10 protein-coding genes are annotated in these 12,462 nt (G+C 33.1%); 1 reads left to right on the top strand and 9 read right to left on the bottom strand.

What is annotated here, in order from left to right:
- Positions 1 to 86: 86 nt before the first annotated feature.
- From B3M86_RS02275 to B3M86_RS02315, 9 genes are all read right to left on the bottom strand, one after another.
- Positions 87 to 1,349 (bottom strand): serine hydrolase, encoded by a 1,263-nt coding sequence (locus B3M86_RS02275; RefSeq protein WP_291049691.1) that lies wholly within the window; start codon positions 1,347 to 1,349, stop codon positions 87 to 89.
- Positions 1,350 to 1,589: 240 nt separating this feature from the next.
- Positions 1,590 to 2,726 (bottom strand): helix-turn-helix domain-containing protein, encoded by a 1,137-nt coding sequence (locus B3M86_RS02280; RefSeq protein WP_286495313.1) that lies wholly within the window; start codon positions 2,724 to 2,726, stop codon positions 1,590 to 1,592.
- A 145-nt stretch (positions 2,727 to 2,871) separates the two neighbouring features.
- Positions 2,872 to 3,588, bottom strand: coding sequence for a sulfite exporter TauE/SafE family protein (locus B3M86_RS02285; protein WP_219033852.1), 717 nt, complete (start codon positions 3,586 to 3,588; stop codon positions 2,872 to 2,874).
- Complete coding sequence (locus tag B3M86_RS02290; RefSeq protein WP_114997963.1) at positions 3,573 to 4,016, bottom strand: FixH family protein; 444 nt, start codon at positions 4,014 to 4,016, stop codon at positions 3,573 to 3,575. The genes B3M86_RS02285 and B3M86_RS02290 overlap by 16 nt, the downstream gene beginning before the upstream one ends.
- Positions 4,017 to 4,020: 4 nt before the next feature.
- Positions 4,021 to 5,502 (bottom strand): cytochrome c oxidase accessory protein CcoG, encoded by a 1,482-nt coding sequence (gene ccoG / locus B3M86_RS02295; protein ID WP_114997966.1) that lies wholly within the window; start codon positions 5,500 to 5,502, stop codon positions 4,021 to 4,023.
- Positions 5,503 to 5,605: 103 nt separating this feature from the next.
- Entirely contained in the window at positions 5,606 to 6,553 is a 948-nt protein-coding gene (locus B3M86_RS02300; protein ID WP_286501414.1) for a cbb3-type cytochrome c oxidase N-terminal domain-containing protein, read from the bottom strand.
- A gap of 196 nt (positions 6,554 to 6,749) precedes the next feature.
- A complete protein-coding gene (gene ccoO, locus B3M86_RS02305; protein ID WP_291049701.1) occupies positions 6,750 to 9,017 on the bottom strand; it encodes a cytochrome-c oxidase, cbb3-type subunit II in 2,268 nt (755 codons plus the stop codon).
- Positions 9,017 to 9,181, bottom strand: a complete 165-nt coding sequence (ccoS, locus tag B3M86_RS02310; RefSeq protein WP_019974626.1) for a cbb3-type cytochrome oxidase assembly protein CcoS — start codon at positions 9,179 to 9,181, stop codon at positions 9,017 to 9,019. Before ccoS ends, ccoO begins: the two co-directional genes overlap by 1 nt.
- Positions 9,182 to 9,260: 79 nt before the next feature.
- Positions 9,261 to 11,657, bottom strand: a complete 2,397-nt coding sequence (locus tag B3M86_RS02315) for a heavy metal translocating P-type ATPase (RefSeq protein ID WP_291075762.1) — start codon at positions 11,655 to 11,657, stop codon at positions 9,261 to 9,263.
- Positions 11,658 to 11,732: 75 nt separating this feature from the next.
- Between B3M86_RS02315 and B3M86_RS02320 the strand changes: the two genes are divergently transcribed.
- Positions 11,733 to 12,440, top strand: coding sequence for a Crp/Fnr family transcriptional regulator (locus B3M86_RS02320; RefSeq protein ID WP_221854269.1), 708 nt, complete (start codon positions 11,733 to 11,735; stop codon positions 12,438 to 12,440).
- Positions 12,441 to 12,462: the final 22 nt, after the last annotated feature.

The raw sequence follows: 12,462 nt of genomic DNA on the forward strand, positions 1-12,462 counted from the left end.
TATTGATTTTAATGAAAGCCTTGTCAAGATTTAAATCTTAACAAGGCTTCAATTGATTTGAATTAAATATTTTGAGAAATCAATTTTTAGTTTTTTAACGCTTTAATTTTCTCAATCATTCTTTCGGCATTACCGTTGGTTCCGCCAAGGCTGATGGCTTTGTTGTACCATTCTAATGCCAAATCGTATTGCTTGTTAGTTAGATAAGCTTCGCCCAAACTATCAGCAACACTTGAGTTATTTGGAAACTCTTTTACAACCAATTGAAATATTTTTATCGACTCATTTATTTTGCCCGCTCGTAGAAATTCATAACCCAAAGTATTAAGTTCGATTGGATTTTCAAAACTATATTCTTTTTCGGAAGTATTTTTCAGTTGATAATAATTTTCAATCGCTTTATTGACGTCGGTTTGTGCTTCTTTTCTTAAAGCTTGGTAAACCGATTTTTTAGGAATTTCGAATGTTTTTCCTAGCATAATATCTCGAATGACATGTCCCAAATCCCAAACTTTATTCCGACTGTTGGATGCTAAAATGATAACGACATCGTTCTTCATATCATTTAACACCAAAGATTCAAATTTATAGGAAACACCGTTATGACGCTGCAACTCTTCATCTCTAAAATAATCTCCAAATGATCCACCTTGATGGTCTTTTGTGTAGGGATTATTCAATAATGTTTCAAAAGATTTTCTAGAAATTAAACGATTATGATTCATCGCATCAATCCATTTGTACATGTCATTAGTATCCAACCAAAGCCAACCGCTGACAAATTCCATTTCTGGACACCGAACATTATCCATATCATAGCAAGACGTTCGATTTTTATAACCAAATTTCGGATCAAACACGGAATTGTTCATTTTCAAAGGTTTTATAATATTTTTCGTAACAAAATCTTGGAAAGTCATTCTTGTTATCTTTTCAATAATTCTTCTTTGTAAAAAAACATTGCCGTTATCGTATCGGTAATCCTTTCCAGGTTCAAATAACAATGTATCTGTTTTTCTCAAAATCTTCCACGCTTCTTCATCGTTTTTCGGGACAATTAATCCATTTTCTATTCTGGGAATTCCGCTAGCATAATTAATCAAATGTCTGGTTGTTACTTTTTCCGACCATTTCGGCAAATCCAAATTATATTTCGAAATCGGGTCATCAAGCTTAAGTTGACCACGTTCTACCAACATCAAAATCGCAACTGCATTAAACTCCTTTGCAATAGAACCAAAATTGAAAATTGAATTTTTCGTTAAAGATTTTTTCTTCATTTCATCAATAAAGCCAAAGGGATTTTTGATAGATAATTTTTCCTTTTTTGGCAACCAAAACATTTCCATTGAACAAATCTTTTTCGTAGGATTTAGTCATTAGTTCATTAATTTGATTGATTTCTGTTTTTTGTTCAACCGGCTTTTGAGCTGAAAGAAAATTGGAGAATAAAATACTTCATGATATTAAGACAATTATTTTTTTCATTGTAATTATATTTTAAAAACTTTCTGCAAAGCTGATCTAAAAAGCGTTGATACACGACCGATTAAAAAAAATCGAACGCATTTTCAGCAAATAATTTTATTTTACAAAGCTTCCTTTCTGTAATCGGTTGGTGTTTTTCCTGTATATTTTTTGAAGGATGTATTAAACGAAGATTTGGAATTAAATCCAACTTGATACAAAATTTCCAAAACGGTCAACTCTTTTTGAGTGCAATCTTTTAGAATTTGTATGGCTTTTTTAATTCGATATTCATTTACAAAATCAAAAAAATGTTTGTCCATGTACAAATTAATCAAAGCCGATAAATCTTTCACAGGCATATTTAATTGCTCTGCCAAATTCTGAATCGTTAAAGATGAATCGAGATAAGGTTCATTTTTAACCATAAAATCTTTTAATGATTCTATTTGATTATTTTTTTCGACGTCGATTTCTAGTGTAGATTTTTGCTTTGGAATAGCTTCCTTAATCGGTTGCAAATTTTCATTAACTCCTCGGAAAAAATCAGGATTATTTAATGCGACAAATAGATACCAACAAGTACAAACAAAAAAAGAAAAACCATCTAGCATCACAATCCATTCCCTCAATTCGCCGAAACCGTAAGTGAAAGTAATCACCCATCTTATCAATACTAAAAAATGTACAACGTAATATAGAATGGTGATTTTGTAAAGCGCATTAAACTTAGAAATATCAGGATTTGCATAATTTTCGAAATAGACTGTTTTCGATTTTCGAATTACCAAAAATGAAGCAATAAAATAGATTTGAAAAAGAACTTCGAACAGAATATAAAAAAAATTCATTATCGGCGAATCATTCAACTCATTTATGAAACTAATTTTTCCAGCCCTATCTTGAAAATAAATTCCATATGCCATATACAAATTGAACGCAACGAATGGAATAGTGTGCCACAAATACTTCGGTTTTAAACGGAATTTGTTAAAACTAACCGACAAAACATAGAAATAAAATGTTGCTGGAGCCAAATAATTAAAACTCCAACGGAAAGCTTCTAGGTTGATGTAATTCACAGGAAAATCACGCATCAAAAACTTCAATCCATCTGCAGCAGTTGTAAAAAGAAAAAAAGCAAGTAAGCAATTTGAAAGTTTGTGCTTACTTTTTACAGTTACCAAAAACAAGGCAAGCACAAGAACAAGGAAAACTCCTATAAAAGCAGCGATTTCTTTAAAAGTAAATTGGTCCATTTTTGTAAAACAAAATTCAAAAATACTAACGCAATGATTCTTTAATTTTTATGCAATAAAGGTATTAATATTAGATTTAAAAACTTAAAATGTGAAATAAAAAACTCTTTTTCTTGTTGCGAATTATTTGAATAAAAAATGATAATCACATACAATGCTCATCCATTCCATTTAGCTGAAGTGCTTCTTTGGCTGGTGAGATGAAAGGAATGTTTAATTCTAATCCGCGAAGGATAAATAATACACCCAAAATAAGTGTAATAATTGGTAAGATTTTTAAGATAGTTTGACGTTGTTTTACGGATAAAAAATTTCCAAATAAAACGGTTGCAAACATCAAAGGCAAAGTTCCAAATCCGAAGAAGAACATAAACATCGCACTTTTGTAAACTGATCCTAAACCAATGGCAGCTGTAAGTGAAGCATAAACCATTCCGCAAGGTAAAAGGCCATTTAATAGACCAACTATATAAAGTGAGGAAGAATCTTTCTTGATTAAGAATTTACCAAGAGAGAGTTTTACTTTTACCATCAAGGCGTTAACAGGGCGAAGTTGCGTAGCACCATTTTCGTAGAATTTTGGAATCATGACCATAATAATCATCAAAACTCCAATCAAAATACTTAAGTAATTTTGTAATCCAACAAATGAAAATGATTCACCAATCAATCCTAAAATTGCGCCTAAAATTGTATAAGTGGTTACACGTCCTAATTGATACGTCAAATTACGAAGTGTAAATTTTAGTTTGTTTTGAGATTCTAATCCCAAAGATAAAGCAATAGGCCCGCACATCCCCACGCAATGCAGGGACGATGTAAGACCTATGGATAATGCTATGATAACTATTGTGAAATCCATCGAATGGACTTTTTAATCAAATAAGTTTGATTATTTTCTTTCCAGCTTAAAGTTAATTCGTATTCTCCGTCAATTAACTTAACAGAAGGTACTAAGAAATTTTTTCTGTCTGATAATTTGATTGTTGTTTTAACGTCTTTGGTTTCGTTATCATTTCGCATCAAAAAAATATCTCCTTTAAAATCGGCAGCAGTAGTTGCTGGAAATTGAAATAAAAATCCATTTGCTTGTACAATAACTTCTGGTTTTTCGGCTAAAGTATTTGCACGTTTTTCAGCATTTATTTCATCCTGAAAATGAATTTCTTTTTCGTAATAATCCTCGGTTACCATTCCACCTGTATCTCCTGCAAAATATAACAATGATAGAATGAATATCATAAAACATCCCAAAGCAATTGCTACATAATGTCCCCAATTTAACTTCATATGATTAATATTTGAATGGAGCTGAGAAGCTCGTTTCGTATTTATCGATTACTTTTCCTTTTTGATTAACTAAGCCAATCACTACTTTTTCTTTGTACGATTTAACTTCATCCATTGGAATTTTCAAGAAGAATTTTCCTTGAATGATTTGACCTTTTTCCATGTTCAATTTATTTTCGCCTTCATACATTTCTACTTTTGAGTTTTTGTGTGATAGCAATTGAACAGTTACAATTTGATCCGCATTCGTTTTGTTGTACAATGTATACTCGAATTGATTAACGTAGTATTTTCCTTCTACCTTGTAATCTGTTCCAGGAACTTTAAGGTATTTAGATTCTACATCAGAACGAGAGAACAAGAATGCTGTCATTGCTCCAATTAATAATAATAAGGCAAATGTATAAGCTGCTAAACGTTTCGTGAATTTGAATTTTTCTCCACGTTTAATATCATCTTCAGAAGCATAACGAATCAATCCTGTTGGTAAACCAACTTTTTCCATTACTTCGTCACATGCATCAATACAAGCTGTACAGTTAACACATTCTAATTGGATACCGTTACGAATATCAATTCCAGTTGGACAAACAACTACACATTGACCACAATCTATACAATCTCCTTTTCCTTCTGCTTTACGGTCTTCGTTCTTTTTGAATTTTGCTCGACCAGCTGTTCCTTCACCACGTTTGAAATCATATGTTACATTGATTGTATGTGCATCAATTAATACGCCTTGGAAACGTCCGTAAGGACAAACCAATGTACATGCTTGTTCACGAAACCATGCAAAGATGAAATAGAAAGTAGCTGAGAAGAAAACCAATCCAACTAATGTTCCTACATTTTCTGCAGGACCTTCTTTTATTACATCATACAATGCATCAGCTCCAATAATATAAGCTAGGAATACATTTGCGATAATAAATGAAATGATTGCGAAGATGGTCCATTTCAGTAATTTTTTACGAATTTTTTCTTCGTCCCAATCTTGCTTATCTAATCTTATTTGTTTTGCTCTATCTCCTTCTATGGCGTATTCTATTTTTCGAAAAACCATTTCCAAGAAAATAGTTTGTGGACATACCCATCCACAAAATAAACGACCATAAGCCATGGTGAATAATACGATGAAAATAATTGTCGTGATCATTCCTAAAGCTAAAAGGAAGAAGTCTGATGTAAAAAATGGAAAACCAAATAAAATGAATTGACTGTGCAATACATCAAATTTGAACAATGGATTTCCATTAGGTAATTTAAAGAAAGGCGTTAAGATTAATATTGCTAACAATACATAACTTACATACGTCCTATAATTTGTAAACTTACCTTTTGGTTTTTTAGGGTAAACCCATTTACGCTCTCCTGTTCGCTCCATAGTTCCAATGGAAGTACGTACATCTTCGTTCATTTGGCTGTTTTCATCCAAATAATCGTCTAAATTAAATTCATCTTTTGGGTCAGAATTTTGAACACTCATTATAGTGAATTTTAAATATATACAAATTTACGACTAAAAAAGAAAAGAGAGCTTATAAATAAGCTCTCTTTCAATATGATATTTGTTGTAATTATTCAATCAATTACTTTTGTTTCCATGCTTCCATTAAGTCACCTTGAGGAGCAGCTGCACCTTCTGCAACTGTTTTCGTAGGTTCTTTTTGGTTGATGTAATATACATAAGAAGCTACTTTCTCAATTGCTAATCCAGATAACTCTTTACGTTGTCCAAATGCACGCATTTGAGGATTGTGTGGAGATCCATTGTAAACAATGTGATAAATATTTTTGAATAAACTATCTTCTACATGATTCACCCAGTAATCATCAGTTAAGTTTGGTCCAATACCTCCTTTACCACCTTCCATGTGACATTGCACACAGTTTTGCTCAAAGATTTTTTTACCTTGTTCTACAATTGCAGGATCATTAGATTTGTTTACAGCTCCTGTGATATCAATATCATTTGCAACTGCCCAAATACTATCTTGTGCATCTTTGTAAACCATTTCTTCTTCGTATTCTTTGTCCATGTGAGCAAAGTCTGTAAAGCTATATGCCATTACATAAACCACCATAAACACAACACCAAAGTAGAATAATGATAACCACCATTGTGGTAAAGCATTGTCTAACTCTTTGATTCCGTCAAAACCGTGATCTAAGATAATAGATTCTTCTTCTTCGTCTGATTGTTTTTTACCAGCACTACTGAACAATCTTTTGAAGTAACCTATTTTACCATCTTCTAAATATTTAGCTTGTTCTTCTTCAGATAATCTTTTAAATTTCTCTGCTTCAACAACTTTATTTAAAGCATTGATAATTAAAAGCATCACAATTGCAACTGCTAATACTGCCCAGAAAATTCCTTGCGCAAACACATGTTTCAAGTGCTCCAATAAATTGTGCATCATTCCTTGAAAACCTGGTTCTGGCACCACATCTACTGGCGTCACCATTGTAAACGCTAAGATTACTGCTAATAGCGTTAATGGGATAAATATATAAGCCGGGGTACGTTGTCTCATTTTGTATTATTTTTTTCGTTCTCTTCTGGTTCTAAATCTAAAGCTGCTGACTCGCTGTCTTTGTAATACTCTTTTGGTTTTTTCATAACCTTAACAAAAATCGTCACAAAGACTGCTATAAATCCTATTAGGATTAATGTCTGCAATAAAGATGCATACTCATACTGAGAAAGGAATTCTTTATAATATTTTAACATTAGTTACTTGCTGTCTCTACTTGTTCAGCTTTGATATCTGTTCCTAAACGTTGTAAATATGCGATTAACGCTGTAATCTCACGATCTCTTAACGGAACAAACTCTTTACCTTGTTGTTTAGCTTCTGCTTCTTTTTTCGCATATAACTCTTTCAAGTCAGACGCATCTTTAAAGATAGTTTGCTCGATTGCTAAAGCTTGTTTGTTCATAGAAACTTGCATACTGTCAAAATCTTCTTGTTGATAAGGAACACCTAATGCAACCATTGATTTCATTTTATCACGCGTTAACTCACGGTCTAATTTATTGTCAATTAACCAAGGGTAACGTGGCATGATAGAACCATCTGATGTAGAACGTGGATTCCACATATGTTTGTAATGCCAAGCGTCTGGGTTTTTACCTCCTTCGCGGTGTAAGTCTGGACCAGTTCTTTTAGAACCCCATAAGAATGGGTGATCGTAAACAAATTCTCCTGCTTTAGAGTATTCACCATAACGTTTTACTTCGTCACGGAATGGACGAACCATTTGCGTATGACAAGCATTACATCCTTCACGAATATATAAATCACGTCCTTCTAATTCTAACGGAGTATAAGGTTTGATACTTGCGATTGTAGGTACGTTTGATTTTACCACGATTGTAGGAACAATCTCTACTAAACCACCAACTGCTAAAGTTAATACTGCTCCAATTGTCATTACTAATGGAGTTCTTTCAATCCAAGAGTGAACACCTTCTCCTTGTGCACGTGTAGAAGCTTTTGGTGCTAAAGCTGGCGCCTCTGCATCCTCGTTTGCAACAAAGTGTCCAGATTTTACAGTTTTCCAAACATTGATAATCATTAAGATTGATCCTAATAAATATAATGTTCCACCAAATGCACGTAATGGATATAACCATTTTTTAAGAATAGTAACCGTTTGTAAGAAGTTACCATATTCTAATGTTCCGTCTGCTGCGAATTGTTTCCACATTAAACCTTGTGTCCATCCTGCAACATACATAGGAATTACCCAGAATAAGATACCGAAAGTACCAATCCAGAAGTGAGCGTTAGCCATCTTTACAGATGCTAATTTTGTGTTGAATAATTTTGGGGCTAAGTAATAGATCATACCAAAAGCGATAAATCCATTCCATCCTAAAGTACCTACGTGTACGTGAGCAGGAACCCAGTCTGTAAAGTGACCAATTTTATTTAATGTTTTTGTTGCTAACATTGGACCTTCAAAAGTAGCCATACCATAACAAGTTAAGGCAACTACGAAGAATTTCAAAATAGGATTTTCTCGTACTTTATCCCATGCACCACGTAATGTTAATAAACCATTTAACATACCTCCCCAAGATGGAGCGATTAACATGATAGAGAAACCTGTTCCTAAAGCTTGTGCCCAACCTGGTAATGCGGTATAAAGCAAGTGGTGAGGACCAGCCCAAATATAAATAAAGATTAATGACCAGAAGTGGATAATAGATAATTTGTATGAGAATACAGGTCTATTAGCTGCTTTTGGTACAAAGTAATACATTAATCCTAAGATAGGTGTCGTTAAGAAGAATGCTACCGCATTGTGTCCGTACCACCATTGTACTAACGCATCTTGAACTCCAGAATACAATGAATATGATTTCGGAGCCGTTAAGCTAAATGTTACAGGGATTTCTAAATTGTTAAACACGTGTAACATTGTAATTGCAGCCCAAGTTCCGATAAAGAACCAAATTGCTACATACAAATGACGAACACGACGTTTAGCAATCGTTAAGAACATTTGTGCTCCAAACAATACCCAAACTAAAGCGATTAAAATATCAATTGGCCATTCGTGCTCAGCATACTCTTTAGAAGTGTTGTATCCTAAGATAAATGTTACAAATGATAATACAATAAATAATTGCCATCCCCAGAAAACGATCCAGCTTAAAACATCGCTGTACATTCTGGTTTTCAACAACCTTTGCATTGAATAATAAGCTCCGGTAAAGAACGAGTTTCCAACAAACGCGAACACCGCAAATGTTGTGTGAATCATTCTTAATCTACCAAAACCAAGTGTCCCTTGTGAATTGATTAAGCCTTGGATGTTCCCTCCGATTGTACCATCATCCGATCCGAAGATGTATTCTGGTAACGTTGGAAAAAACAACAAAGTTGCAACCAATACTCCAAAGAAAAATGCCATAACTGCCCAAAACAATGTGGCATAAAGGAAATACTTTACGATCTTATTGTCGTAACTAAAAGTCTGCATTTGCATTATGAGTCGATTTTATCTTGTGTTTTTTTATCATCTTTTAACATTCTCACTGCTGGGGATTCATCCTCATCAAATTGTCCTTTCTTATACCCTAAAAAGAATAAAAGAAGGAAAATTGCCCCCAAAGAGACACTAACTAATATCATTAATAATAATATCCCCATAGCTCCACAAAATTACAAAGCCCTAAGTTCTTATCACAATGATTTTGGTCAGAGCAGTATGTATAACTCTAATTTAAAATCAATCTAAATTCCATTTTGTTAATTTATCTGCAATTCGGGTACTTGTCGTTGCAAAAATTAACACTGAAATAGAACTTATTGGCATCAATATAGCCGCTACAACTGGCTGTAAATAACCAGAAACAGCAAAACTAAGTCCAACAATATTATACAAGAAACTGATGAAAAAAGCAATTTTTACAAATTTCATCGTGGTCTTCGATAAGTTCAAGAAATTTGGAATTGCCGAAAAACTTTTTCCATCCAAAATTCCATCACACGAAGGCGAAAAACTATTAATATCCTCAGAAATAGAGATTCCAACTGTACTTTGTTTCAAAGCTCCAGCATCATTCAATCCATCTCCAAGCATCATCACTTTCTTCCCTTCTTGTTCCAATTGTTTGATGTATTCTAACTTATCAGTTGGCGATTGATTAAAAATCAATTTTGCATTGGCTGGAAAAATTGTTTCTAAATATTCTTTCTCAGAATCATTATCCCCAGACAAAACGTGTAACTGATATGTATCCAATTCTTTCAATAAACGATCTAAACCTTTTCGATATCGATTGGTATACACAAATTTACCAAAAACTTCTCCATCAATCGCTATAAAAACTTGAGATTGATTCAATATATTTTCATTAAAAATTGCATTCGTGAAACTTCTCGAACCAACTTTTATTTGATGTCCATCTACATCAGCTTGCTGACCTTTTCCTACAATTTCTTCGTAATTAGAAATCGGCAAATGATCATCAACCGTCAATTTCTTATATAATGTACGGCTTAACGGATGATTAGAATTTCTAATCAATGCTTTCACCAATTGCTTTTGATACTCAGAAAGTTCTTTCCCCTCGTATTGCACTTGCGCTTCATCACTTTCCGTAATTGTACCCGTTTTATCAAAAACTACATCTGTAATTTTCTCCATTCTCTCGACTGTTGATGTATTTTTTACATAGAATTTCTTATTCCCGAAAATACGCATCATGTGTCCCAAAATAAACGGAGACGACAAACCAAGCGCACAAGGACAAGCGATAATTAAGATTGATGTAACAACTTCTAATATTTTTGAAGAATCGTGGAAATACCAATAAACAGCAGAAATTGCTGTAATAATAAGGATGATTAATGTGAAATAATGACTGATTTTATTCGTCAAGGCATTCAACTCAGATTCTTCTTTCTGGAACGCATCATTGTTCCACAACTGGGTTAAATAACTTTGATTAACATCCGAAATAATTTCCAACTCAATTGCATGACCAGATTGTTTTCCACCAGCAAATATTTTATCTCCAGCTTTTTTCTGAATCAAGCGAGATTCTCCCGTTACAAACGAGTTATCAATCATCGCTTCACCTTTCATCAAAATGGCATCGGCTGGAATAATTTCTTCATTTCTAATTAAAATTCGATCACCTTTTTTCAAGTCAGCCAACAAAATTGGTTGTTCATAACCATTTTCTAATTTCGCAACTGCAATTGGATAAAACGATTTGTAATCTCGATCAAATGCCAATGCTTGCATTGTTTGTTGCTGAAACCATTTACCTGTCAACATCAAAAATAAAAGCATCGCTAATGTATCAAAGTAACCTGGCGAAATATCAAAAATGATATCATAAGTCGATTTGAACATAATTACGATAATTCCTAACGCAATTGGCACATCGATATTGATATATTTATTTTTCAGACCTTGCCAAGCCGAAACAAAATAATCGGTAGATGAATAAAAGAAAACAGGCAACGACAACGCGAACATCGTCCAACGAAAATATCCTTTGTTTTGATCTAACCATTGTTCTTTTACATTACCAAAAACTTCGACATATTCTGGAAACGATAAAAGCATAATATTCCCAAAACAGAATCCTGCAATTACCAATTTGCTCACCAAAGAACGATCGACTTTGCTTTTTTTCTTTTTGTCTAATGTTTTTAGATTAATCGAAGGTTTGTAGCCTAAATTTGTAATAAATCTTGCCAAATCACCCAATTTCAAATCCGCATCTCGATACGTAATCTGAACAGTTTTTTGCGTAAAATTGACATTAGAAGATATAATATTTGGATTAATCGTATCCAAACTTTCTAACAACCAAACACACGAAGTACAATGCATTACAGGCACGTAAAAGGAGACAACTGTAACGCCGTCATCTGAAAAATCTACAACTTTATCAAAGATTTCTTTTGTGTTTAAGAAATCAAATTGATGATTACTTTTTCCATCAGGACGTAAACCTGCATTACGATTAAGGTCGTAATAATCTTTTAGATTATTTACGTTTAAAATCTCGTAAACCGTTTTACAACCCTGACAACAAAAATCCTTTTCATCGAACTGAATAACCTCTTCTTCAATTCTTTGACCACAGTGAAAACAATTCTCTTCCATACTATTTTACAAAATTACTTTCCTTTTATCAGAATTAACGTTAACTTTGTATGAATTAAGTCATAACAACAAGATATGTCAGAGTTTAATGAGAATGTAGTATCGATTAAAGCGATGTTTGATAACCCAGAGTCTTTCGGGGTTTTTAGTAAGGAAGAATTATTGGAGTTTGAGCAAGAGAAGAAAATCATCAACCTAAAAAAAGGAGACGAGATTATCCAGGAAGGTAATACACCAAAAGGTATATATTGCGTCATGAAAGGAACTGCTAAGTTGTTCAAAATTGGTTTTAATGGAAAAGAGCAAATTCTACGTTTTATCAACGAAGGTGACATTATCGGTTATCGCTCAATCTTAAGTCAAGAAGTATTTGGTGCCTCTGCAACCGCAATGACGCCAGTTGAAATATATTATATTCCAGAAAAATTCTTCTTAAAATTATTAGAAGTTAATCCAAAATTAGCTTTCAATATTTTACAAAGAATTGCTAAAGATTTGGGAGAATATGCAAGAACAATCACTTATTTAGCACAAAAAACAGTTCGCGAACGTTTGGCTGAAGTTTTAATTTTATTAGAAGGAAAATTAGGAACAGACAAAGACGGATTTATCAACATTTCGTTGACACGCGAAGAAATGGCAAATTTGATTGGAACAGCGACAGAATCTGCAATTCGTTTGATTTCTGAATTCAAAACTGATGAATTAATCGAAGTTGAAGGAAGAAAAATAAAAGTTTTAGATCATCAAAAGTTGACGAAATTAGGTCATGTTATTTTGTAAGAATTTATTCTTGATATAAAAT

This window comes from Empedobacter sp. UBA6305, assembly GCF_002440405.1.
Lineage (GTDB): Bacteria > Bacteroidota > Bacteroidia > Flavobacteriales > Weeksellaceae > Empedobacter > Empedobacter falsenii_B.